General features: G+C 73.4%; 24 protein-coding genes. 17 read left to right on the top strand and 7 right to left on the bottom strand.

Annotation, left to right across the window (positions count from 1 at the left end; genetic code table 11):
* Positions 1–16 precede the first annotated feature (16 nt).
* The 4 genes from DEI83_RS01805 to DEI83_RS01790 all read left to right on the top strand — a co-directional run bounded on the left by DEI83_RS01805 (position 17) and on the right by DEI83_RS01790 (position 5,158).
* Entirely contained in the window at positions 17–955 is a 939-nt protein-coding gene (locus DEI83_RS01805; RefSeq protein ID WP_111080082.1) for an NADP-dependent oxidoreductase, read from the top strand.
* A gap of 105 nt (positions 956–1,060) precedes the next feature.
* Entirely contained in the window at positions 1,061–1,255 is a 195-nt protein-coding gene (locus tag DEI83_RS01800; RefSeq protein ID WP_111080081.1) for a PspC domain-containing protein, read from the top strand.
* Between the two features lie 66 nt (positions 1,256–1,321).
* Entirely contained in the window at positions 1,322–2,719 is a 1,398-nt protein-coding gene (locus tag DEI83_RS01795; protein WP_111080080.1) for an L-serine ammonia-lyase, read from the top strand.
* A 129-nt stretch (positions 2,720–2,848) separates the two neighbouring features.
* On the top strand, positions 2,849–5,158 hold the full coding sequence (locus tag DEI83_RS01790; protein ID WP_111080079.1) for a S8 family serine peptidase: 2,310 nt from the start codon (positions 2,849–2,851) through the stop codon (positions 5,156–5,158).
* 66 nt (positions 5,159–5,224) lie between these two features.
* Here the strand turns inward: DEI83_RS01790 and DEI83_RS01785 are convergent, their stop codons facing one another.
* The 5 genes from DEI83_RS01785 to DEI83_RS01765 are packed head-to-tail and all read right to left on the bottom strand — an operon-like array spanning position 5,225 to position 10,005.
* Positions 5,225–6,061 (bottom strand): class II fructose-bisphosphate aldolase, encoded by an 837-nt coding sequence (locus DEI83_RS01785; protein WP_111080078.1) that lies wholly within the window; start codon positions 6,059–6,061, stop codon positions 5,225–5,227.
* Positions 6,058–7,023 carry a 1-phosphofructokinase family hexose kinase gene (locus DEI83_RS01780; protein ID WP_111080077.1) on the bottom strand — a complete coding sequence of 322 codons (966 nt, stop codon included), beginning with the start codon at positions 7,021–7,023 and terminating at the stop codon, positions 6,058–6,060. Before DEI83_RS01780 ends, DEI83_RS01785 begins: the two co-directional genes overlap by 4 nt.
* Positions 7,020–8,156, bottom strand: a complete 1,137-nt coding sequence (locus tag DEI83_RS01775) for an N-acetylglucosamine-6-phosphate deacetylase (RefSeq protein WP_111080076.1) — start codon at positions 8,154–8,156, stop codon at positions 7,020–7,022. Before DEI83_RS01775 ends, DEI83_RS01780 begins: the two co-directional genes overlap by 4 nt.
* Positions 8,153–9,127 carry an ROK family protein gene (locus DEI83_RS01770; RefSeq protein WP_111080075.1) on the bottom strand — a complete coding sequence of 325 codons (975 nt, stop codon included), beginning with the start codon at positions 9,125–9,127 and terminating at the stop codon, positions 8,153–8,155. Before DEI83_RS01770 ends, DEI83_RS01775 begins: the two co-directional genes overlap by 4 nt.
* Positions 9,127–10,005 carry an SIS domain-containing protein gene (locus DEI83_RS01765; protein WP_111080074.1) on the bottom strand — a complete coding sequence of 293 codons (879 nt, stop codon included), beginning with the start codon at positions 10,003–10,005 and terminating at the stop codon, positions 9,127–9,129. The genes DEI83_RS01770 and DEI83_RS01765 overlap by 1 nt, the downstream gene beginning before the upstream one ends.
* Before the next feature lie 131 nt (positions 10,006–10,136).
* Here DEI83_RS01765 and DEI83_RS01760 point away from each other — a divergent pair, with 131 nt between their 5' ends.
* From DEI83_RS01760 to DEI83_RS01705, 12 genes are all read left to right on the top strand, one after another.
* Positions 10,137–10,925, top strand: coding sequence for a DeoR/GlpR family DNA-binding transcription regulator (locus DEI83_RS01760; protein ID WP_111080073.1), 789 nt, complete (start codon positions 10,137–10,139; stop codon positions 10,923–10,925).
* Positions 10,926–11,113: 188 nt separating this feature from the next.
* Complete coding sequence (locus tag DEI83_RS01755; RefSeq protein WP_111080072.1) at positions 11,114–12,364, top strand: Gfo/Idh/MocA family protein; 1,251 nt, start codon at positions 11,114–11,116, stop codon at positions 12,362–12,364.
* Entirely contained in the window at positions 12,361–13,677 is a 1,317-nt protein-coding gene (locus DEI83_RS01750; RefSeq protein ID WP_111080071.1) for a sugar ABC transporter substrate-binding protein, read from the top strand. Before DEI83_RS01755 ends, DEI83_RS01750 begins: the two co-directional genes overlap by 4 nt.
* 131 nt (positions 13,678–13,808) lie before the next feature.
* A complete protein-coding gene (locus DEI83_RS01745) occupies positions 13,809–14,768 on the top strand; it encodes a carbohydrate ABC transporter permease (RefSeq protein ID WP_111080070.1) in 960 nt (319 codons plus the stop codon).
* On the top strand, positions 14,765–15,679 hold the full coding sequence (locus DEI83_RS01740; RefSeq protein ID WP_111080069.1) for a carbohydrate ABC transporter permease: 915 nt from the start codon (positions 14,765–14,767) through the stop codon (positions 15,677–15,679). Before DEI83_RS01745 ends, DEI83_RS01740 begins: the two co-directional genes overlap by 4 nt.
* Positions 15,676–16,482 carry a hypothetical protein gene (locus tag DEI83_RS01735; protein WP_111080068.1) on the top strand — a complete coding sequence of 269 codons (807 nt, stop codon included), beginning with the start codon at positions 15,676–15,678 and terminating at the stop codon, positions 16,480–16,482. Before DEI83_RS01740 ends, DEI83_RS01735 begins: the two co-directional genes overlap by 4 nt.
* A gap of 46 nt (positions 16,483–16,528) precedes the next feature.
* Entirely contained in the window at positions 16,529–16,723 is a 195-nt protein-coding gene (locus DEI83_RS01730; RefSeq protein WP_146243207.1) for a multidrug transporter, read from the top strand.
* A 48-nt stretch (positions 16,724–16,771) separates the two neighbouring features.
* Positions 16,772–18,457 carry a bifunctional 3'-5' exonuclease/DNA polymerase gene (locus DEI83_RS01725; RefSeq protein ID WP_111080066.1) on the top strand — a complete coding sequence of 562 codons (1,686 nt, stop codon included), beginning with the start codon at positions 16,772–16,774 and terminating at the stop codon, positions 18,455–18,457.
* A 49-nt stretch (positions 18,458–18,506) separates the two neighbouring features.
* Positions 18,507–19,346 carry a phosphatase PAP2 family protein gene (locus DEI83_RS01720; RefSeq protein ID WP_111080065.1) on the top strand — a complete coding sequence of 280 codons (840 nt, stop codon included), beginning with the start codon at positions 18,507–18,509 and terminating at the stop codon, positions 19,344–19,346.
* Between the two features lie 45 nt (positions 19,347–19,391).
* Positions 19,392–21,029, top strand: coding sequence for a serine/threonine-protein kinase (locus DEI83_RS01715; protein ID WP_111080064.1), 1,638 nt, complete (start codon positions 19,392–19,394; stop codon positions 21,027–21,029).
* A gap of 54 nt (positions 21,030–21,083) precedes the next feature.
* The gene (locus DEI83_RS01710) at positions 21,084–21,350 is read left to right on the top strand and encodes a hypothetical protein (RefSeq protein ID WP_111080063.1); all 267 of its coding nucleotides are present in this window, start codon (positions 21,084–21,086) and stop codon (positions 21,348–21,350) included.
* A 50-nt stretch (positions 21,351–21,400) separates the two neighbouring features.
* Entirely contained in the window at positions 21,401–21,601 is a 201-nt protein-coding gene (locus DEI83_RS01705; protein ID WP_111080062.1) for a hypothetical protein, read from the top strand.
* A gap of 33 nt (positions 21,602–21,634) precedes the next feature.
* Here the strand turns inward: DEI83_RS01705 and DEI83_RS01700 are convergent, their stop codons facing one another.
* Positions 21,635–22,573 (bottom strand): aldo/keto reductase family oxidoreductase, encoded by a 939-nt coding sequence (locus tag DEI83_RS01700; RefSeq protein WP_111080061.1) that lies wholly within the window; start codon positions 22,571–22,573, stop codon positions 21,635–21,637.
* 131 nt (positions 22,574–22,704) lie between these two features.
* Positions 22,705–23,319, bottom strand: a complete 615-nt coding sequence (locus DEI83_RS01695; protein ID WP_111080060.1) for a hypothetical protein — start codon at positions 23,317–23,319, stop codon at positions 22,705–22,707.
* 36 nt (positions 23,320–23,355) lie between these two features.
* Here DEI83_RS01695 and DEI83_RS01690 point away from each other — a divergent pair, with 36 nt between their 5' ends.
* Entirely contained in the window at positions 23,356–24,186 is an 831-nt protein-coding gene (locus tag DEI83_RS01690; protein ID WP_111080059.1) for a putative RNA methyltransferase, read from the top strand.
* Positions 24,187–24,200 lie beyond the last annotated feature (14 nt).

The raw sequence follows: 24,200 nt of genomic DNA, 5'->3' as shown, positions 1-24,200 counted from the left end.
CGTACCGTGACGCGGGATGACTGCTCTCCCTGACACCATGCGCGCCGTCCGCTTCGACGAGTGGGGCGACCGCTCCGTCCTGCACGTCGCCGAGGTCCCGGTCCCCGACGTCGCTCCCGGCCGCGTGCTCGTGAAGGTCCGCGCCGCCGGCGTCAACCCCGGCGAGTCCGCGATCCGCCAGGGCGTGGTGGACGACCACGACCCGTCGAGACTGCCGTCCGGCCAGGGCACCGACCTCGCCGGCACCGTCGCCGCGATCGGCCTGGACGTCGACGGGTTCGAGGAGGGCGACGAGGTCCTGGGCTGGTCGTGGGAGCGCTCGAGCCAGGCCGAGTACGTCTCCGTCCCCGCCGGACAGCTCGTCCCGAAGCCCCGCCTGCTCTCGTGGGAGGCGGCGGGCGGTCTCGACGTCATCGCCACCACCGCGGCAGCAGCCGTCCGTGCCGTCGACCCGCGAGCCGGCGAGACGGTCGTCGTCTCCGGTGCTGCCGGTGGCGTGGGTGGGTTCGTCACGCAGCTGCTGACGAACGAGGGCGTCGACGTCATCGCGATCGCCTCCGAGGCGAACCACGAGTGGTTGCGCGGGAAGAAGGCCCGCCCGGTCGCGTACGGCGACGGGCTCGAGGAGCACATCCGCGAACTCGCCACGAACGGCATCGACGCGCTCATCGACACGTTCGGCCCGGAGTACGTGCACCTCGGCATCACCCTCGGGATCCCCGCCGACCGCATCGAGACCGTGATCGCCTTCGACGCTGCGGCCGAGGTCGGGGCCAGGGCCTCCGGCAGCGCGGACACCGCCGACCCGGAGATCCTGTCGGCGCTGGCGAACATGGTCGCCGACGGCTCGATCGAGGTCCCGATCGCCGCGACCTACCCGCTCGACCGCGTGCAGGACGCCTACGCCGAGCTCGAGGAGCGCCACACCCGCGGCAAGATCGTCCTGCTCCCGTAGGGCGGCTGCCGGGAGGCCCGTCCAGCGCTGGTGGGGTTGCCCCCACCCTCGAGCCGGGTGCGGCCCGGCTGCCGCCGCGCAGCGGGACCCCGTAGCGTCGGGGACATGACGAACACACTCCACCGTCCCCGCTCCGGTCGCATGCTCGCCGGGGTCTGTGCCGGCATCGCCGACCGCTTCGGTTGGTCCCGCACCGCCGTCCGCGTGCTCTGGGTCCTGCTCAGCCTGTTCCCCGGGCCGCTCTGGATCGCCTACGTGGTGCTCTGGGTCGTGATGCCGACGCAGGGCACCCGTCGCTGAGGGTGCCGCCCGGCGAGCGGAACGCCGACACTGGCCGACCCGTCCGGACGGCGTAGGCTCGCCGTCGTGCCGGTCTCCGTCTTCGAGCTGTTCAGCATCGGTGTCGGCCCGTCGAGCTCCCACACCGTGGGACCGATGCGCGCCGCCGCCGAGTTCGCCGCGCGCACGGCGGACGGCCCGGTCGACACGATCCGCGTCGACCTCTACGGCTCGCTCGCCTCGACCGGTCGCGGACACGGGACGCTCGGCGCCGTCGCGGTCGGGCTCATGGGGCACCGACCCGAGGACGTCGACCCCGACGTGATGACGGCCGCGCTCGACGCCCTCGAGTCCACCGGCAGACTGACCCTGGCGAGCGGGACCGCCGTCCCCTTCCGGCTCGACGACATCGTGCTGCACCCGCTGACGATGTTGCCCCGGCACCCGAACGCGATGCGCCTCCGGACGTTCGACGCGACCGGGACCGAGACCGCGGTCGAGACGTACTACTCGATCGGCGGCGGGTTCATCGCCCGCGACGGAGACGAGGAGCCGGGCGAGGACGTCGCCGGCACCGCGATCCCCGTGGAGACCGACGCGGTGCCCCACCCCTTCTCCAGCGGAGCCGAGCTGCTGTCCGCATGCGCGACCGCGGGCCTCCCGGTCAGCGGTGTGGCGCTCGCCAACGAGACCGCGAGCCGCACCGAGGACGAGGTCCGTGCCGGACTCCTGCGCATCCACGCCGTGATGGAGGACTGCGTCGAGCGCAGCGTCCGCCGCACCGGCACGCTCCCCGGTGGACTCGAGGTCCGGCGTCGCGCCGCCGACTGGTACGAGCAGCTCACCCGCGACGACCCGGACCACGACCCGCTCTTCGCGATGGAGTGGGTGAACCTCACCGCGATGGCGGTCAACGAGGAGAACGCCTCGGGCGGTCGCGTCGTCACCGCGCCGACGAACGGTGCTGCCGGGATCATCCCCGCGGTGCTCGCCTACGCACTGACCTACGTCGGACCGGTCGCACGCGGGTCCCGGACGGAACGGGACGACGCCGTCGTGCGGTTCCTGCTCACCGCCGGTGCGATCGGCTCGATCTACAAGGAGCGGGCGTCGATCTCCGGAGCCGAGGTCGGCTGCCAGGGCGAGGTCGGGTCCGCGGCCTCGATGGCGGCGGCCGGGCTCGCCGAGGTCCTCGGTGGCACCCCGGAGCAGGTCGAGAACGCGGCCGAGATCGCGATGGAGCACAACCTCGGGCTGACCTGCGACCCGATCGGCGGCCTCGTGCAGATCCCGTGCATCGAGCGGAACGCCATCGCCGCGAACAAGGCCGTGAACGCCGCCCGGATGGCCCTGCGCGGCGACGGGGTGCACCACGTGTCGCTCGACCAGGTCGTCGAGACGATGCGGCAGACCGGTGCCGACATGTCGACGAAGTACAAGGAGACCGCGATGGGCGGCCTCGCGGTGAACGTCCCGCTCTGCTGAACTCCCGCCGCGGTCCCCGGAACTGGGGCTGCAGCACCCGTGCCACCCCGGGTTAGCGTGCAACGTCCGTCACCGAGCGGACCGGCGGCCCGGGACGGCCGTCGTCTCCGACCCCGGAAGCGATCGTTGATGTCACCCCGCACGCCGACCCTCCTCGCCGCCGCCGTCGTGGTGGCGCTCGCCGTCGCCGGCACGGGCCTCCCCGCGCAGGCGCAGCCAAGCGCCACCGTGCCCACCGCGCCTGCTGATCCGGCCGCCGGTGGTGTGCCGGCGCCGTCCGACCCGACGGCCGGTGCGACCCCCGACGACACCCCGGTCGACCTGACGCTGGTCCTCCGCCCGGTCGACCCGGCCGCCCTCGCCGCCCTGCCGGTGTCGACCTCGGGTGACACCGCCGACCAGCGTGCTGCGGCGGTGGCGGCGGTCGCCCCCGTCGACGACGCCCGGTCCCGCGCCCGCGCCGTGCTGACGGGTGCGGGCTTCACCGTGACCGACCCGGACACGTGGGAGGTCGAGGCACACGGCACCGCTGCCCAGGCCGAGGCCCTGTTCGGGGTCGAACTGGTCGGCACCGGTGACGGCATGCACCCCGTCGCCGAGCCGACCCTGCCACGGGCCTTCGACGGCGCCGTGGTCTCCGTGCTCGGGCTCGACACCCGCCCGGCACTGGCCCACGCTGCCGTCCCCGGCGGGTACGCCCCCGCCGACCTCGCCGGGGCCTACCGGTCGTCCGGATCGGCGACGGCGGGGGCCGGTGCGACCATCGCGACCGTGCAGTTCTCCGGCTGGGACCGCAACGACCTCAGCGCCTACGCCGTGGCGGCCGGGCGGAAGCTCCCGGCGCTCGACCAGATCGCGGTGGCGGGCGCGGACCCCCACGTCGGCGACGGGAACCAGGGCGAGACCGAGGTCGCGCTCGACCAGCAGGCGCTCCTCGCCGTCGCTCCGGGCGCTCGGCAGCGGGTCTACGTGACCGAGAACTCCTTCCGGGGCAGTTACGACGCCTACAGCCGCATCGCCGACGAGGTCCGCACCGCGGGCATCACGGCGGTGAGCATCTCGTGGGGCAGCTGTGAGACGCGGACCCCGGCCGGAGCGCGGGCGGCGCTCGACGCGGCGCTCTCGCGGATCGTCGCAGCCGGTGCCACCGTCTTCGCCGCGACCGGGGACGACGGCGCGCAGTGCCCGACCGGCCCGACGACGACCATCCGCGACGTCTCCTACCCGGCGTCCTCGCCCGCGGTCGTCGGTGTCGGGGGCACGTCGCTCACCAAGACCAGGACGGGTTGGACCGAGGCCGGGTGGTCGAACTCGCTCGGAGCCGGTGGCGGTGGTACCTCGCGGGCCTACGCCAGGCCCGCATGGCAGACCGGCACGGGCACCAGCGGGACCAGGCGCCAGCTGCCGGACGTCGCCGCACTCGCCGACCCCGCCGAGGGACTCGCGGTCTACATGTCGACCGCGCACGGTTTCGTGCTCGGCGGTGGCACCAGCCTGGCGTCCCCGGTGCTCGCCGGACAGCTCGCGGTGGCGTTGACCGCGCGCGGGTGCGCTGCCGGAGTCGGCGACGTGCACCAGGCCCTCTACGCGAACCCCGCCGCGTTCCGCGACGTCGTCACCGGCAGCAACGGCACGTGGCGCGCAGCCCGCGGCTGGGACGCGGCGACCGGACTCGGGTCGCCGAACTGGTCGGCGCTCGGACGCGTGCTCCCGACGGCGCCGGACTGCACCCCGCCGACGACGACGGCCGCCGCGGCCGGGGCGGACGCCACGTCCATGACCTCGGGGACGCGGACCGTGCCCGCCGGGACGTCCATCCACTCCCCGAACGGGCAGTACTGGTTGGACCTGCAGGGTGACGGCTCCCTGGTCGAGTGGGGCAACGGTCGACGCCTCTGGCAGAGCAGCGGACAGGCCGACGGTGCCGGGCTCCGGCTCGACCCGAGCGGCCGGCTCTCCGTCGTGGCACCGTCCGGCGCGGTCGTCTGGTCCACGTCGGCGACGACCACCTCCGGCGGCGCCCGCCTGACGGTTGACGACGCCGGCGACGTCCGCGTGACCGCGCGCGACGGGGTCGTCCTCTGGCGCAACGGTGCACCCGGCACCGACCGGCTCGTCCCCGGTGCCACCCTCGTGCCGGGTCAGTCGATCCGGGACGCCAGCGGTACCCGACGCCTCAGCGTCCGTTCGAACGGGCAGCTCGTCGCCACCTCCGGCAGCACGGTCCTGTTCCGGAAGTCCGGCGGTGGTGCGGGGGCGTCCCTCCTGCTCCTGCCGAGCGGCGACCTCGTGCTCGCCGGTCCCTTCGGCGAGAAGCGCTGGTCGACCGGCACGGCGAAGCGCGGCGGGACCGGCATGACCCTGCGGATGCAGTCGGACGGCAACGTCGTGCTCCGCAAGGGCAGCGCGGCGGTCTGGGCGAGCCACACCCGCGGCTGAGCCGACCGGACCGCCGGACGCGTTCCGCGGTGAGCGCTACGGACGGTCCGGCGGTGGTCGTCCCGCTCAGCCGGCCAGGAGCGTGAGCAGGCGGGCGGTCTCGGCGGCCACGGCGTCCCGACCCGCGGCGACGTAGCGGCGCGGGTCGACCAGGTCCGGCCGTTCGTCGAGCACGTCGCGCAGGGCCCGGGTGAACAAGCCGTTCAGGTGCGTCGAGATGTTGACCTTCGTCATGCCGGCCCGGACCGCCCCACGGAGCTCCTCGTCCGACAGGCCCGACGAGCCGTGCAGCACGAGCGGCACCGGGACGGAGGCCCGCAGCCGCTCGACGAGGTCCCGGTCGACGGACGCCTCGCGGGTCTGCATCGCGTGTGAGGTCCCGACCGCGACCGCCAGGGCGTCGACGCCGGTGGCGTCGACGAACGCGGCGGCCTCGTCCGGGTCGGTCCGGACACCGGGTGCGTGCACACCGTCCTTGCCGCCGACCTCGCCGAGCTCCGCCTCGATAGCGATCCCGGCGGCGTGGCACGCGTCGGCCAGCTCCCGGGTCGCCGCGACGTTGGCGTCGTGGTCCAGATGCGAGCCGTCGAACATGACGGAGTCGACGCCGAGGGCGATCCCGGCGTGGACGAGTGCTCGGTCCTCGATGTGGTCGAGGTGCACCAGGACCTCGACGTCGGCGGCCCGCGCGACGGCTTGGGTCGCGGTGACGATCGGCGTCAGGCCGCCGTGGTAGCGGATGCAGTTCTCGCTGACCTGCAGGACGACCGGCAACCCGGCGTGCTCGGCGCCGGCGACGATGGCCTCGGCGTGCTCGAGGAGCACGACGTTGAACGCCCCGACACCCCGGCGGGCGGTGCGGGCGGTGTCGAGGATGCCGGTCAGGGTGAGTGCGGTGGTCATGTGGAGCTCCCGGTTCGGTCGAGCTGGGTCAGGAATCGGTCGACGGCGTCGCGGTCGACCTCGCCCGCGACGGGGCGCAGGACCGCGGCGGCGCCGTACGCCGCTGCGCTGCGCAGGGCGTGCCGGAGGACGTCGTGTCCGAGGGGGTCCGGCGCCGGGGCACCCGTCGTGCGGCGGCCGTCGGGCGCCGTGAGCGCGAGGACGAGCCCGGCCGTGGCGGCGTCGCCCGCGCCGGTCGGGTTGCCGTGGACGTCGGGGACCGCCGCGACGGAGACGACCCCGTCCGGCGTGTGCGCGCTGATGCCCGCCGAGCCCGCGGAGACGACGACGACCCCGGCTCCGCGTGCGAGCAGGTCGAGGGCGCCGGCCCGCTCGTCCGGGGCACCGGTGGCGTCGAGGAGCTCGTCGCGGTTCGGCTTGCAGATCGTGGCGCCGGCGGACGCGGCCTCGAGCAGCGCCGGACCGGACAGGTCGGCCACGACCAGCACCCCCGCGTCGACCGCGCCGCCGACCCAGGGGCGGACCACACGGGGATCGGCGCCGCGCGGGAGGGACCCGGACACGACGAATGCGGACGCGGCGGCGCAGGTCCCGTGCACCGCGACGCCCACCGCAGCCCATTCGTCCGCGGTGACCGCGGGTCCGGGTTCGCCGTACATGGTCGGGTGCGCGAGGTCGTCGACGACCGTCACCGTGGTCCGTGTGTCCCCGGCGACCGGCACGGCCGTCGTCGTGAGCCCGTCGCGCTGCAGTGCCTCGGCCGTCCAGGAGCCGGTGGTCCCGCCGAGCGGCAGGACCGACGTCGTCTCCACGCCCGCCGCGTGGAGCACCCGGGCCACGTTGACGCCCTTCCCGCCCGGTCGGCGGGCGACGTCGAGCACGCGCTGGGTCACACCCACGGCCTGTTCGGCGACGCGGTAGGTGACGTCCACCGCCGGGTTCGGGGTGAGGACGACGATCACGCGGGGACCTCCAGGACGGTGGGGCGGCCCTCAGGGTCGAGGACGACCAGGTCGGCGGCGGCACCGACGGTGAGGGGTGGACGCAGGCCGAGCACCGCGGAGGCCCGGACGGACGAGGCGGCCACGGCCTCCCGGACGTCGTCAGGACGAGCACGACCGGGCCGACCCCCGGGACGAGCGGCGAGGACCCGGGCGACGGCGTCGCCGACGGTGATGGTGCTGCCGGCCAGCGAGGACCGGTCGGCGAGCATCGCGACACCGCCCTCGACGACGACGTCGGACCCGGCGATCCGGTAGGCGCCGTCGGCGCAGCCGGTGGCGGCCATCGCGTCCGAGACGAACACCAGGCGGTCACCGGCGGTGCGGCGGACCAGGTCGACGGCGACCGGGTCCAGGTGGTGGCCGTCGACGATGCACTCCACGGTCAGCCGGTCGTCGGTCAGGGCGACCCCGACCGGACCGGGCACACGGTGGTGCAGCGGGGGCATGCCGTTGAAGAGGTGGGTGACCAGGGTGGCGCCGGCGTCGGCCGCTCGCTGCACCTGCTCGCTGTCGGCGTCGGTGTGGCCGATCGCGGCGACGATCCCGGCGTCGACCAGGCGGCGGATCGCGTCGATCGCACCGGGGAGTTCGGGGGCGAGCGTGACCACCCGGAGGGCTGGGCCTCCGGCGTCGATCAGGAGGTCGACCTCGGCGGCAGACGGCGGGTGCAGCAGGGCGACCGCATGCGCGCCGCGGCGGGCGGGCGCGAGCCACGGCCCCTCGAGGTGCAGGCCGGCGAGCGTGCCGTCGGCGACGAGCGGTCCGAGGCGGTGGAGTGCGGCGACCGTGTCCGGCCCCGTCCCGGTCGCGATCGACGCGACGAGGTGTGCCGTGCCGCGTCCGGCGTGGTGCGCGACGGCGGCGCGGGCGTCGTCGGCCGAGCACGAGGCGAAGTCGTGGCCGAGGGCGCCGTGCGCGTGGAGGTCGACGAAGCCCGGGACGACGGTGCCGGGAGCCTCGACCACGTGGTCGCACGAGGGTGCCGGGCCGCTGCCGACCGCGGCGACCCGACCGTCGGTCACCGTGATCCACCCGTCGACCAGGTCGAGTTCGGCGGTGACCACCCGTGGGGCGCGGACGAGCGTCGTCACGCCGACACCGCCGTCCGGCCGTCGTCTCGGTGCGGACGGTCGTCGTCCTGCCGGCGGTGGCTCGGGAGGTCGCGGTCCAGCAGCTCCTGCGCCAGGAGAGCGGCCCCGATCGCGCCGGCGGTGTCACCGTGCCGTGCGCCGACGACGGCCGGGACGCGGACGCCGACCAGCCGGTCGCCCAGCGCCGCGGTGAGGGGGTCGAGCAGGAGCGGACCGGACTGCGCGAGTCCGCCGCCGATGACCAGGGTGTGACACCCCGCGGCGGCCGTCAGCCAGGCCAGCACGTCGGCGAGCACGTCGACGCAGTCGTCCCACGCCCGGCGGGCGACGAGGTCGTCGGCGCGGACGCGGAGCATCGCGGCGTGCGCGGTCGGTGCGCCGCTCCGGCGTGCGACGGCACCGGCCGAGGCGACCTCCTCGACCCGGAGGCCCGCGTGCGGACCGTGGACGATGCGGACCTGGCCGATCTCGCCGGCCCAGCCGTCACCGCTGACGACGCGCCCGTCGACGACGAGGGCGCTCGCGAGCCCGGTGCCCACCGGGACGAACGCGACCGTGCCGCGGTCGAGCCCGCCGGCCCGCACCTCGGCGAGGGCCCCGGCGCGCACGTCGTGGCCGAACGCGAGCGGGACGTCGGTGCCCGTCGCCCGGAGGGTCGCAGCGACCCGCTGGCGGACGGGGACGTCCTGCCAGCCGAGGTTCACGGACAGCACCGAGCGGCCGGCGGCCTCGTCGACCACACCGGGGACGACCAGGCCGACGGCGTCGAGGCCGGCGCCGTGCTGTCGGGCGACCGAGCGCGCGTGCACGGCGAGGTCGGCCACGACGACGGCGAGGGCCCCGGCCGCGGGGTCGTCTCGCGGGGTCGGGACACGCTGCTCGTCGAGCAACCGTCCGTCATCGGCGGTCAGTCGGGCCTTGATGCCCGTGCCGCCGACGTCGACCCCGAGCACTGCCCCGCGTGCCGTCATCAGGTGAGGATGACCGACCGGGTGAGCGAGCGCGGGTGGTCCGGGTCGAGACCGCGGCGCTCGGCGAGGGCGACGGCGAACCGGTGCACGACGACGAGTCCGGCGAGCGGGTCGAGGTCGTGGTGCACGAGGCGGGCACCGGTGGCCGCGACCTCGTCGGCGAGACCGTCCGGCACCGGGCCGAGGGACCAGACCAGGCGGCCGGGCTGCGCGATCGCGATCGGACCGTGGCGGTAGTCCATGGCCGGGTACGACTCGGCCCAGAACTGCGCGGCCTCGCGCGTCTTCAGGGCGGCCTCGGACGTCAGGCCCACCGCGGCGCCACGGCCGACGAACGTCACCTGCTCGGCGTCGAGCAGGTCGTCGATCGGCAGGGTCAACGCGGTCTCGGCCTGGGCGGCGAGGGCCTCGACGTCGTCGCCGAGGGAGGCGCGGAGCAGCGCGAGCGCCGTGGTGGCGAACCGGGTCTGCACCACGGAGCGCTCGTCGGCGAAGGGCAACGCGACGACGTCGTCGGCGTCCGCGGCGGCCGGGCTGTCCGGCACGGCCGTGATGAGCACGGTCCGCTGGTCGGGCAGGGCGCGCAGCAGGTCGATGATCTCGGTCGTGGTGCCCGAGCGCGAGATGGTGACGACGCGGTCGTACTGGCGCGCGGCGGGGTACTCGGAGCCGGCGAAGGCGTCGGTCTGCCCGAGGCCTGCGGACTCGCGGGCGACGGCGTAGCTCATCGCGATGAACCAGCTCGTGCCACAGCCGATGACGGCGACGCGCTCACCCGGCTGGGGGAGGACGTCGATGAACGAGGGCAGCAGGGCCGCGGCGGAGCGCCAGGAGTCCGGCTGCGATGCCAGCTCGGCGCCCACGAAGGTGTCGGACATGGTGTCCTTCCGGTCGGACCGATCCTTGGTGATCGGTACGGGCCAGCATGACGATCGATCGTGCGCGATGCAAGTACAAAACGTCATTTCCGATCACGAGGGTGCCGGACCAGCGCCCGTAGGATGACGCCATGACCCCGCAGCAGAGGCTCAACGCCCTCCTCGAGTTGGTGAGCGATCGCGGCAACGTCTCGATCACCGAGATCGGCGACGCGCTCGGGATCTCCGCGGCGACCGCTCGTCGCGACCTCGCCACCCTCGCCGACCAGCGCCTGGTGACCCGGACGCACGGCGGTGCCGCGGCACTCGGAGCGGGCTACGAGCTGCCCCTGCAGTACAAGATCGCCCGTCAGGCCGAGGCGAAGACCGCCATCGCCCGGGCGACGGCCGCACTCGTGGCCCCCGGTGACACGGTCGGGCTCAACGGCGGGACGACGACGACCGAGGTGGCACGGGAACTCGGCAAGAGCGAGCGCTTCCTCCGCGCCGACGGGGAGTACGGCATCACCATCGTCACGAACGCGCTCAACATCGGGTACGAGCTCTCCGTCCGCGCGAACGTCAAGATCGTCGTGACCGGCGGCGTCGCCCGTCGCCAGTCCTACGAGTTGATCGGCCCCCTGGTGCGCGACACGCTCGACGAGTTCGCGCTCGACGTGGTCGTGCTCGGGGTCGACGGCCTGACCGGCCAGTACGGCGCCACCACCATGCACGAGGGTGAGGCGGAGGTCAGCCGGCACTTCGCCTCCGTCGGACGGCGGGTGATCGTGGTCGCCGACTCCACGAAGATCGAGCGCTCCACCTTCGCCCGGATCTGCCCGCTCGACCGCATCGACGTCCTGGTGACGGACCGGGACGTCCCGGCGCAGTTCGCCGCAGACCTGGCCGCCGCCGGCGCGGAGCTCGTCGTCGCCGACTGATCCTCCGCCAGGGGCCCGACGCGCGGCCCGGGCGGCCCGGGCGGCCCGGGCGGCCCGGGCCGCCCGGGCGGCACGTTACCGGCGTGTAAAACCCTCGTATCTCGCTTCCGTGAGCGATCCATGAGCACATATTGTGCATTCATGATCGATTTGGCATCACGGCCGTCACAATCACGCAAGGGAGCGAGATGAGCACCACGAGCACGCGAACACTGCGGGTCGGCGTGGTCGGCATCGGTCAGCGGTCGTCCATCGCGAACCACGTCGCCGCCGCCGGACTCGACGCCGACGGGGTCGACGGGGTCGACGCCCGGATCGTGGCCGCAGCCGACGTCACGGCGTCGGGGCGGCAGCGAGCCGCCGATGCCTGGCCGGACGCCACCGTCGTCGACGGCCACCGCGCACTGATCGGAGCCGACGGCGCCGAGAACCTCGTCGACGCCGCGATCGTCACCACCCCCGACTGGACGCACGCCGAGATCGCGATCGACCTGCTCCGTGCCGGCATCGCCGTCTACCTCGAGAAGCCCCTCGCCATCACCCTCGAGGACGCCGACGCCGTCCTCAACACCGCCGCCGAGACCGGTACCCCGCTCTACGTCGGTCACAACTTCCGGCACGCGGCCGTGGTCCGCCTGATGCTCGACGTGATCGGGCGCGGCGAGATCGGCGAGGTCAAGGCCGTCTGGGTGCGCCACTTCGTCGGCAACGGCGGCGACTACTACTTCAAGGACTGGCACGCCGACCGCAGCCGCGTGAACTCGCTCCTGCTGCAGAAGGCCAGCCACGACCTCGACGTCGTGCACGCCCTCGCCAACGCGTACACCAGCCGCGTCGTCGGCATGGGCTCGCTCTCGGTCTACGGCGACGTCACGGACCGCCGGGACCGCAGTGACGAGTTGATGACCGACTGGTTCTCGTTCGACAACTGGCCGCCCGCCGAGCAGACCGGCCTGAACCCCGTCGTCGACGTCGAGGACGTCTCGATGGTCATGATGACGCTCGAGAACGGCGTGCAGGCCAGCTACGAGCAGTGCCACTTCACGCCCGACTACTGGCGGAACTACACGGTGATCGGCACCCACGGTCGCCTCGAGAACATCGGGGACACCGGCGGCGGCATGGTCAAGGTCTGGAACCACCGCCGCAACTGGGACGTGGCCGGGGACGTCGAGTACCCGATCGACGGCGTCGAGGACGGCCACGCCGACGCCGACCTGCTCACCATGACCGAGTTCCTCCGCTCCCTGGCGTTCGGCGAGCCGACCACCCTGTCCCCGATCGCGGCACGGGCCGCCGTCGCCGCCGGGGCGCTCGCCACCCGCTCGCTCCGCGACGGCTCCGTCCCCATCGACGTGCCGCCGCTCCCCGACGCCACCCTCCGACACTTCGCGACCACTCCCGACCGCGACGACGTTCCCGAAAGGACCACCCGATGACCGCTCCCACCGCCCACCCGGGCCGCGGCCGCCGCCGCGCACTGCTCGGTCTCGCAGCCGCCGTCAGCGCCGTCGCGCTGCTCGCCGGCTGCAGCAGCGCCTCCTCCGCGGGGTCCTCCGACTCCGGTTCCGGCGAGGTCGCGAAGGACACGAAGGCGAACCTGACGTACGCCGTCTGGGACCAGAACCAGGTCGACGCGATCAAGGCCAACATCGAGGGGTTCAACGAGGAGTACCCCGACATCACGGTCAACGTCGACGTCACGCCGTACGCCAACTACTTCACCAAGCTGCAGACCCAGGGCTCGAGCAACACCCTGCCCGACCTGTTCTGGATGAACGGGCCGAACTTCCAGCTGTACGCAGCCAACGGCAAGCTCGCCCCGATCACCGGCTCGGTGGAGTCCGGTGCGATCGACCCGGCGAACTACTCGGCAGCGCTCAACAAGCTCTACACGTACGACGGCACCCAGTACGGCGTGCCGAAGGACTTCGACACCATCGGCGTCTGGATGAACAAGGCGCTGTTCGAGAAGGCCGGCGTCGTCATGCCGTCGAAGGACTGGACCTGGGACGACTTCCAGGAGACCGGCGCCGAGCTGTCCGGCAAGCTGAAGTCCGACGGCGCGTACGGTGCCGCCGCGGGCATGGACGGCCAGACGACCTACTACGACACGATCTTCCAGGCCGGCGGCTCCGTGATCGACGGGGACGAGTCGGCGTACGACACGAAGGCCGCGCAGGAGGGCATCGGCTTCTGGACCGACCTGATCGAGTCCGGCGCCTCGCCCTCGATCAAGCAGCTGACCGACACCACGGCGGACCAGTGGTTCACCTCCGGCAAGGTCGCGATGTACCAGGGTGGCAGCTGGTTCCGGTCGGCGCTGATCGGTTCCGACATGGAGAAGGACGTCGTCGCCTACCCGCTGCCGAAGGGCAAGGAGCAGGCGACCGTCATCCACGGCGTCTCGAACGTCGTCGCGGAAGGGTCGAAGGACAAGGCCGCCGCGCAGGCACTCCAGGCCTACCTGGCGAGCAAGCCCGCCCAGCAGCAGCAGGGTGACATGGGCGCGGTCATCCCCGCCTACACCGGCACGCAGGACGCCTTCACGAAGACCATGCCGGACGCGGACCTGCAGGTCTTCCTCGACGCGGTCGACTACGCGAAGCCGCTGCCGGTGTCGAAGAACACCGCCGCGTGGAACACGCTGGAGACGAACCTGTTGCCGAGTGCGTTCGACGGGTCCGAGCCCGTCGACCAGGTGACGGAGGAACTCGCCCGGAAGATGGACGCGGCACTCGCCAAGGAGTGAGGGAGGCCGGCCGGTCGGGCTCCACCTGACCGGCCGGCAGCCCCCACCGCGGGCCGAACGCCCGCAGTACCAGCAGCACGCAGCACCACCCGGACCACCCGATCCGACCGCCCTGGCCGAGGAGCGACCTCATGACGATCAACACCCAGCGACCGGACGCCGCGCAGGCGTCTCCGCCGCCCGAGACCCGTCCCTCCGAACCCGCGAGGTCGAAGCAGGCGCGACGCACCGACGGTGTCTGGCCGTGGCTGTTCGTCCTGCCGCTGCTGGTCGGCGTCGCCACGTTCTTCATCTGGCCGATCCTGCAGACGTTCTACTACTCGTTCACGAGCTGGGGGGTCTTCGGCGGCTCGAGCTTCACCGGGCTGGCGAACTACGAGCGCCTGGTGACCGACCCGCAGCTGTACCAGTCCCTCGTCAACACGATCGTCTACACGGTGGTCGTCCTGGCCGGCATCCCGATCGCCGTGTGGCTCGCGAGTCTGCTGAACACCCCGGGCCTGCGCTTCGCCCAGTTCTACCGGGTCCTGTTCTTCCTGCCCTACGTGGCGATGCCCGCCGCCATCGCGCTGGTCTGGCGCATCATGTTCAACGGCGACTTCGGCATCGTGAACTGGTTCCTCGGGTTGTTCGGCGTCGACGGCCCGTACTGGATCTCGACCCCGGGCTTCGCGCTCGTCGCGGTCTCGCTCGTCGGGCTCTGGTCGTCCCTCGGCTTCTCGATGATCATCCTCGGCGCGGGGCTCAAGGACATCCCACCGGAGCTGTACGAGGCGGCCGAACTCGACGGGGCGAGCCGCTGGCGACAGTTCCACTCGATCACCGTGCCGCTGCTGACGCCGAGCATCTTCTTCGTGCTCATCATCACGACGATCTCGAGCTTCCAGCTGTTCGACCTGCTCTACGCCATCCTCGGTTCCACCAATCCGGTCATCCCGAAGACGATGTCCCTCGTCTTCTACTTCTACAGCGCCGGGTTCATCGACAACGACAAGGGCTTCGCGGCTGCGATCGCGATGGTGATCTTCCTGCTCATCGGCATCATCACCGTCGTGCAGTTCCGGGTCCAGCGGAAGTGGGTCCAGTCATGACCGGCATCATCGACGCGCACGGCAGCAAGCTGACGGCTGCCACGAAGGCCGCCACCCGGACCCGGACCCCGGTCCGCGCACAGTCGCGTCCGGGTCGCCGCGGCGGCAGCCACTGGTGGATCCACGTCGTCCTCGGCGTCGGCGGGTTCGTGATGGCCTTCCCGTTCCTCTGGCAGATCATCATGGCGCTGTCCACGAACGCACAGGTGACGTCGCCGACGCCGACGTTCTGGCCGGGCGACCTGCAGTGGGGCAACTTCGTCCGCGTGTTCGACCGGCTGCCGTTCCTCGACCAGCTCGCCACGTCGATCTGGGTGACCCTCATCCGCACGGCGGCGCAGATCGTCCTCTGCACCCTGGCCGGCTACGCCTTCGCCCGGATGCGGTTCCGCGGTCGCGCGGTCATCCTCGGGATCGTCCTGTCGATCCTGCTCGTACCGTCGCAGGTGTACCTGATCTCGCAGTACCAGATCGTGCAGGGCCTCGGCTGGCTCGACACCCTCGCCGGCATCGTCGCCCCCGGGCTGTTCAGCGCCTTCGGCACGTTCCTCATGCGCACCGCGTTCCTCAACATGCCCGCCGAGCTCGAGGAAGCGGCCCGCATGGACGGCGCGAACCCGTTCCAGACCTTCTGGCGGATCATGCTGCCGCTGGCTCGACCCTCGATCAGCGTGCTCGCGATCACGACGGTCCTGTGGTCCTGGAACGAGCTGCTCTGGCCGCTCGTCGTCTCCACCCGCGCCGAGGACATGCCGCTCGCAGCCGGACTCGCGACGCTGTCGAGCGACCGGACGATCGACTACCCGCTGCTCATGGCAGCCAGCTTGATGGCGATGGCCCCCGTGCTCGTCCTGTTCATCGTGCTCCAGCGCCGGGTGATCGACGGGCTCGCGTCCTCCGGCCTGAAGTGACCGCGGGGGTACCGGGGCCGGTCGGAGCGGGACGGGTCGGCGCGGACCGGGAGGCCCGGTCCGACCCCGTCACGCTCCTCACCGCCGCCGTCGGCTCGTCGGCGGACCCCGCCGGGCTGACCGCATCGCTCGAGGCGAGCGTGCGGCACCTCGACCCGGCCGACCGGGAGGCCGCGGTCCTCGCCGCCCTCCGTGCGGTGCTGCCCGACACCGAACGGTGGCTCGTCGCCCACGGGTGCAGCCCCGAGGACGCCGCGTCGAGCGTCGCCGACGTCGACCGGAAGGTCGAGCGCTACGGCCTCGACGGCACCGGGCTCGACTGGCTGGCACAGGTGGCAACCGGACGCGTGGTGGCCGTGGGGCGCCTCCAGTTCGAGCGGTCCGCCGAGCTGCCGGACGGGACCGCGGCCTGGGGCGTGCACGTCCCCGAGACCGGGCCGCTCGACCCGGACGCCTGTGACCGGTCGTTCGCGGCGGCACCCGACGTGCTCCGGACGCTCGATCCCGGTACGGCGGTGCGGACGTGGGTGTGTTCCTCGTGGTTGCTGGACCCCGGCGTCGCGGACGCCCTCGGTCCGGCGTCGAACACCGCCCGGTTCGCGGCGCGGTTCCGGCTGCTGCCGCCCGGTCCGCACGACGAGGTGGCCGGGGACGAGTCGGTCGCGAAGTTCGTGTTCGGGACGGACCGGCTCGCAGCGCGTCGGGTCGAACCCGTCGGCAGGCTGCAGCGTGCGGTCCACGACCGGTGGGCGGCGGGCGGCCACTGGGTCGAACGGACCGGCACCGCACCGGTCGACCGCTGACCGTCGACGTGCGCTCTGGGCCCCGGGTCGGCGTACCGTGACGGACATGAGCGCTCCCGACCGAGACCACCTGGACGACGGCGTCGACATGACCTTCGAGGAGCGTCGACACGACACGTTCCGGCGCATGTCGGGGTCCGACGAGCACGACGAGGCCCCCCGCATCGAGGTCGAGGAGACCGAGTCCGGGGACGTCCGCATCGACGTCGCGGACAGTGCCGCGGTCCGACCGGGCGACTGAGCGGGCACGTCGACCGACGATGACGGCGGTGCACGGCAGAATCGTCGGGTGCACCTCGTCCTCGCCCGTGTCCACGGTGGCGTCACGGCGACGCCGCTGACGGACGCGGGGGAGCCGGACGGCGAGTCGACGCGCCTGGCCGAGTCGGACCTCCCGGCCTTCGTCGCCGCGACCGACGGACCGGGCGTGCGCTGGGTCTGGTCCGACACCACACGCTGGTACCCGGCCGTGCTCGCCGCCGGTGGTCGGGTCGCGCGCTGCGTGGACCTGCGCCTGGGGCACCGGGTCCTCCGGACCGCGCTGGCCGCTCGCGGGTCCGCCCTCGCGCAGGCGCCGACGAGCGGGTGGGACGCTCCGGCTGTCCTGGAGGCACGGCCCGCTCCCGTCACGCAGGCGTCGCTCTTCGACGACGACCTGTTCGCGCTCGCCCCGGCCGACGACGACCTCGACCCGGTCGCGGAGCTCCGCGCGCAGCTCGACGCCGTGGCCGGGTCGACCGAGCCGGGCGCGCTCCGACTGCTGCTGGCGGCCGAGTCCGCCGGCGCGCTCGTCGCGGCCGAGGTCAAGCACGCCGGGCTGCCGTGGCGGACGGACGTGCACGAGCGGCTGCTCGCCGACGCCCTCGGACCGCGGGTGCCGTACGGGGTGCGGCCACGGAAGCTCGAGGAACTCGCGGAGGTCCTGCGCGAGCGGCTCGACGACCGCGACCTCAACCCGGACTCGCCCGCGGACGTCCTGCGCTCCCTGCGGCGGGCCGGACTCGTCGTCGAGAGCACTCGCAAGTGGGAGCTGCAGCACCTGGAGCACCCGGCGATCGAGCCGCTGCTCGAGTACAAGCGGCTGTACCGGCTGCTCACCGCCAACGGCTGGACCTGGCTCGACGAGTGGGTGCGGGACGGACGGTTCCACCCCGAGTACGTGGTCGGCGGTGTCGTCACCGGGCGGTGGGCCGCGAACGGCGGCGGCGCCCTGCAGCTGCCGAAGCAGGTCCGGGCCGCCGTGGTCGCCGACCCCGGGTGGGCGCTCGTCGTCGCGGACGCGGCCCAGCTCGAACCGAGGGTCCTCGCGGCGATGTCCGGTGACACCGACATGGCGGCCGCCGGCGACGGGCAGGACCTGTACGACGGGGTCGTGGCCTCCGGCGCGGTGCAGACGCGGCAACAGGCGAAGACGGCGATGCTCGGTGCGATGTACGGCGCCACGCAGGGCGAGGGCGGCCGGTTCGTGCCACGGCTCGCCCGGGCCTTCCCGCGGGCACTCGACCTGGTCGAGCAGGCGGCCCGTGCGGGGGAACGTGGTGAGCCCGTGACGACCCGGCTCGGCCGGACCTCGCCCGTCCCGGAGCCGTCCTGGTTCGAGGCCAGGAACCGCGCGTACTCGGTGGAGGGGTCGCCGGGGATGCAGCGGGCGGTCGAGTCGCGAGCACGCAGCTGGGGCCGGTTCACGCGGAACTTCGTGGTGCAGGGGACGGCGGCGGAGTGGGCGCTGTCGTGGATGGGCGGTCTCCGGACCCGGTTGGCCGCGCGGACGGACGGGCCTGTCACGTCCGGGCCCCACATCGTGTTCTTCGTGCACGACGAACTCGTCGTGCACGCGCCCAGCGCCGACGCGGAGTGGGTGGCCGAGCAGGTCCGCGCGGCCGCGGTCGACGCCGGGCGGATCATGTTCGGCGGGTTCCCGGTCACCTTCCCGCTGTCGGTCGCGGTCGTCGGGGCCTACTCCGAGGCGAAGTAGGCGCACCGCCGGCCGCGTCTCCCCAGCCGCGCGAGGCCAAGCTGGTCGGATGGAACAGCACGACACCCCTTCCGGTCGGACCCCCGTGATCGGCGGCGTGGAGCGCGAGCGCGCCGACCGCACGGTCGGCGAGGTCGACCTCACCCGCTGGCGGTCCCGCGCCGGGCGGACCGTCGCGGACTCGTGGGCGGCGCTCGGACGGCGGTTCGGCGCGCTCCCGCTCCTGGTCCTGACGCTGCTCGTCGGGATGGGGGTCGTGGTGACCGCGACCTGGGCCGCGTCCGAGGTCTACGACGCCGTGCGCGAAGCCGACGACGTCGCCGTGCTCGACCGTCCCGTGCTCGACTGGATGCTGACGCTCCGCTCGCCCGTGCTCGACCAGGGCGTGACGTGGTGGACCGACATCGCCGGCACGATCGGGATGCCGATCGTCGCCGTGCTCTTCCTGGTCGGCTTCACGGTCCAGCGCCGTGCGTGGACGCCGCTCGTGCTCCTCGTCTCCGCCAGCGCCGGCTCGCTCGCGATGACCGTCGCCGGCAAGGACCTCATCGGGCGGAGCCGGCCGCCACTGTCCGACGCCGTCCCGCCGTACGAGCACTCGCCGTCGTTCCCGTCCGGGCACACCCTCAACGCGACCGTGATCGTCGGCACGATCGTGTACCTGCTGCTCCTCCGTCAGAGCCGGGTCGTCACCCGGGTCTGGACGATCGTCGCGGGGACGCTGTTCGTCGTGTCGGTCGGGATCTCGCGGGTGTTCCTCGGGCACCACTGGACCACCGACGTCCTGGCGGCGTGGGCCCTCGGGCTCGCCTGGCTGGCGCTGGTGGTCACGGCGCACCGGCTGTACCTGACCGCGCTGCACCGGGGTGCCGAGCCGACCCCGTCCTGACGCGGCTGCGCGCCCTCGCCAGTTACGCCCGGTAGGTTTCCCCGCATGGAAGAACGGCTGATCGGCGGCAGGTACCGGGTGACCGGGACCCTCGGACACGGCGGGATGGCATCGGTGTACCGCGCCGTCGACGAGCAGCTCGGGCGTGAGGTCGCGGTCAAGCTCTTCCGCATCGGCCCCGTCGACCACGGGGAGCGCGCCCGCGCCGAGGCCGAGATCCACGTGCTCGCCGGGCTCCGCAGCCCGAACCTGGTGACCCTGTTCGACGCGGCCCTCGACACCGCGGACGGGGACTCGTTCCTCGTCATGGAGCTCGTCCCCGGCAGTGACCTCGCGACCCGGCTGCGAGAGGGTCCGCTCGACCCGGTGACGACCGCTCGCGTCGGTGCGCAGGTCGCCGAGGGTCTCGCCGCCGTGCACGCGCAGGGCATCGTCCACCGTGACGTGAAGCCCGCGAACGTGCTGCTCGAGCAGGACGGCGAGCACGTCAAGCTCGCCGACTTCGGCATCGCGCTGCTCCGCGACGCCGCCCGCGTCACCGGGACCGGCACCGTGATCGGCACGGCCGCCTACCTGGCCCCGGAGCAGGTCCTCGGCCAGCCCGTGACCGGCGAGGCCGACGTGTACGCGCTCGGCCTCATGCTCCTCGAGGCACTCACCGGTAAGCAGGCCTTCCCGGGCAGCGCGGTCGAGGCCGCCACCGCCCGGCTCGCCCGGGCTCCCGAGATCGACCAACACCTGCCGACGGCGTGGCGCACCCTGCTGCACGTGATGACCGCGCAGCACCCGGAGGACCGTCCGACCGCCGCGGAGGCGGCAGCACGGCTCCGGGCGCTCGGCCGCGACGACGTCGCGCCCGCCACCCAGCTCCTGCCGGGAGGCCCGGGGGCGCTCACGAGGGCGGCCGCCGGCGCCGGTGTGGCCGGGGCGGCCGCCGGGGCCGGGGCCGCGGCGGCGGACGAGGCGACGCGCGCGATGCCCATGAGCGGGGCCTCCGAGGCGGACACCGCCACCCGCCGACTGCCGGTGCAGTCCGCCGGCACCGCTGACGACGACGTGGCGACGACGGTGCTCGGCACGCCGGGTACGGCCGGTGCGGCAGCAGCCGGTGCCGGTGCCGCCGGTGGTGGCACGGGCGGTCGTGCCGGCGCGACGGCCGTCCCGGCCGGTGGGTCCGGTGCCGAGCCCGAGGAGCGCGAGCGGAAGCGCTGGGTGCTGCCGGTGATCGTCCTCGCCGTCCTCCTGGTCGCGGGGGTGCTGGTCGCGGCGCTCGCCCTCGGCCGTGACGAGGGCACGCCGAGTCCGACCGAGTCGAGCCAGCAGCCCTCGGACGAGCAGCCCGGTGAGGACGAGTCGAGTGCACCCGCCGAGGAGCAGCCGAGCGAGCCCGCGCCACAGCAGCCGAGCGAACCGGCGGAGGAGCAGCCGAGCGAGGAGCCCTCGGAACCGACCGAGGAGTCCAGCGAGCCCGCCGAGCAACTGCCCACGTCGGTCCCCGAGCCGAGCGTCGAGACGACCCTGCCGGTCCAGGAACCCCTGGACACCGGAGTCGACACGACGTCGCAGCAGGCCCCTGGCAACGGCAACGGCAACGGCAACGGCAACGGCGGTGGGAAGGGCGGTGGGCCGGGGAAGTCCGGCGAGGCCCCCGGCGGGTCCGGCGACGCTCCCGGCCGCGGCTGACGCGCAGCGGACACCCCGGAGACGCTGTCCACCTCCGAGGAGCACACTCAACCCATGTCGATGAGCGCACCGTTCGATCCCACGCAGCCGGGCGGCGACGTCCCCGTGGACGGGTCCGACCAGGACGAACTCGAGGTCGAGGAGGCCCGCGCGGCCTCCGGCCGGGAGCCGTCGGGAGCCGACGTCTCGGGGGCCGAGGTGACCGGGAACCCCGGGGACTCCCCGGTCCGGCACGACGACGAGGACGAGGCCGGCGGCGGCCCGGTCTTCCGGACGCCGAACCCCGGCGACCGTCTGCACCCGGACGACCTCGGCGCCTGACCACAGCCGGCGTTGTGCCGGCTCCAGGGTCGGACGTGCAGGCTCGTCGCATGTCGATGAGCAGTGCGTTCGACCCGTCGAAGGGCCGCGCCATCCCCGAGGACCAGGTCAGCAGCGACGGGCTCGAGCTCGACGAGGACCCGCTCGCGGCCCTCGGGATCGAGGTCGCGGTCGTCCCCGGCGGCACGACCGACCCGACGGCAGCGCCGGTCCTCCGGCGAGACGGCGAAGGCCCCGAGCCGACGTCCTGAGACGGCAGCGCGGGGCCTCCGCGGCAGCGGCGGTCAGGGCACCGTGTGCCCGGCAGCCGTCAGGACGCGGTACCACTCCTCGCGGCTGAGCTCGACGTCCGAACCGGCCGCCGAGTCCTGCACGCGCTGCGGGTTCGTCGTCCCGAGCACCACCTGGAAGTGCGCGGGGTGCCGGGTGATCCACGCCACCGCGATGCCGGTCGGGGTGACGCCGTGCGCCGCAGCGATCTCCTCGAGCACGTCGTTCAGCTCGGCGTACTGCTCACGGTCGCCGAGGAAGACGCCGTCGAAGAAGCCCTTCTGGAACGGTGACCAGGCCTGCAGCGTCACGTCGTTCAGGCGGGCGTGGTTGAGGATGTCGTTGTCCCGGTCGATCGACTGGTCGAGTCCGGCCATGTTCGCCACGAGGCCCTGCGTGATGACGTTCGCGTGCGTGATGCTCAACTGCACCTGGTTGAACGCGAGCGGCTGCCGCACGGACTTCTTCAGCAACTCGGTCTGTCCGGGGGTGTGGTTCGAGACGCCGAAGTGGTGCACCTTGCCCGCGGCGTGCAGTTCGTCGAAGGCCCTGGCGACCTCGTCCGGCTCGACGAGGGCGTCGGGACGGTGCAGGAGCAGCACGTCGATGTGGTCGGTGCGCAGGGCGGTGAGCGACTCCTCGACCGAGGACAGGATGTGCTCGTACGAGAAGTCGAAGTACGCGCCGTTGCTCGTCGGCCGGATGCCGACCTTGGTCTGCAGGACGATCTCGGCCCGCTCGGCCGCGGACAGTGTGACCGCCGCACCGAAGCGTGCCTCGCAGCCGTGCCAGCCGCCGTAGACGGCCGCGTGGTCGAACATCGTCACGCCCGCGTCGCGCGAGGCGGCGTACAACGCCCGGATGTCCTCGTCGCTCATGTCGTTGATCCGCATCAGTCCGACGACGACGTCGGAAGCGGTGAGGTCCGTCTGTGGCAACTCCAGTGTCTTCACCCGACCGATCCTGCCAGCGGCCGCCGGTGTGAGCCAGGCACTGGCCGTACCCGCCAGCGCACGGCGGACTGCCCGCCAGCGCACGGCGGACTGCCCGCCCGCGCACGACGCGCTGCCCAGCGGCGGCCCGTCTAGGGCAGCAGGACCGCGACGACCGCCGAGCCGTCGGTGCCCCAGCCGGCGGTCAGGGCCGCCCCGGCGGGGACGTCGACCCCGAGCACCCGCAGCACGGCGAGCGCCCCGTGGTCGGTCGTGACGGTGGTGACCGTGCCGTCGGTGCGGGCCCCGACCGTGGTGATCGTCGGTGACGTCGGGTCGTTGCCGTCACCGGAGGCCCGGCCCTCCTTCTCGAGGGTGCCCGCCCCGGAGGCCCGCTCGAGTTCCGCCTCGTGGCCACCGGTGGCGATCGCCCGCCGCAGGACGTCGGCGTACACCGGGTCGCCGACGGCGTCGTAGACCCAGCGGCGGCCGAGGACCGAGTGCTCCATCTCGGTGACGAGGAATGCCTCGGCGCCGGCGAGCGGCGCCCCGCGGTAGGTCAGCGGCACGTGCAGCACCGGCCCGTCGGCGGCGCGCACGAGGTACGTCTCCACGCCGACCTCACCGTCCGGGTCGTCGAACCGGAAGCGGCCGACCTGCTCCACCGTGGTGCCGGCGGGGACCCCGCTCCACGGCTGTCCGGGCAGCCAGGCGCTGATCGCGTCGAGCTTGCCGGGGGTGAGTGTCGCTTCGTGGATGACGGCCATGACCGCAACCTACCGGCACGCCCGTACCCTGGACCGGTGCGTGACGACCTCCTCCCCGTGCTCGCGTGCCCGGTGTGCAGCGAGCCGCTCGCCCGCACCGCGCCCGGGCAGGCCGGGTGCGCGAACGGGCACCGGTACGACGAGGCGAAGCAGGGTCACCTGACGCTCCTGCCCGCCAGACGGCGGGCTCTCACCGCGGACACGCCGGAGATGGTCGATGCACGGCTGCGCTTCCTCGGCCGGGGGCACTACGCGCCGGTCGAGCGGGCGCTCTCGATCGTGGTCGCCGACGCGAGCGCACCGGGTGTGGTCCTCGACGTCGGTTCCGGCCCCGGCACCTACCTCGCGCACGCGCTCGAGGGGACGGCCTCGCCCGGTCGTCCGGCCGGGAGGCTCGGGGTCGCCCTGGACCTGTCGGCCGTCGCCGTCCGCCGCGCGGCCCGCATCCACCCGCATGTCGGTGCCGTCGTCGGGGACGTGACCGAGCGCCTCCCGGTCGTCGACCGTGCCGGAGCCGTCGTGCTCGACGTCTTCGCGCCCCGCAACCAGCACGAGTACGCCCGGGTGTTGCACCCGGAGGGCGTGCTCGTCGTCGTCACGCCCCGGGCCGGTCACCTGGCGGAGCTCGCGGCGGCGACGATCAGCGTCGACCCGGAGAAGGAGCGGCGTCTGCACGACAGCCTGACGCCCGCGTTCGCACTGCGCTCGAGCGAGGACCTGACGTGGACGATGTCGCTGACCGCGGAGGATGTGCACGATGTCGTCCACATGGGGCCGAGTCACCACCACGTGGCGCCGGACACGGTGTTCGCACCGGAGACGGTGACGGCGTCGGTGACCGTCAGCACCTGGACTCCCGCGCGCTGAGCGTCGGGCGGCGA

This window comes from Curtobacterium sp. MCBD17_021, from assembly GCF_003234525.1.
In the GTDB taxonomy this organism is placed as follows: Bacteria; Actinomycetota; Actinomycetes; order Actinomycetales; family Microbacteriaceae; genus Curtobacterium.
The sequence above is the reverse complement of the archived record's forward strand: the minus strand, read 5'-3'. Positions and strand labels throughout refer to the sequence as shown.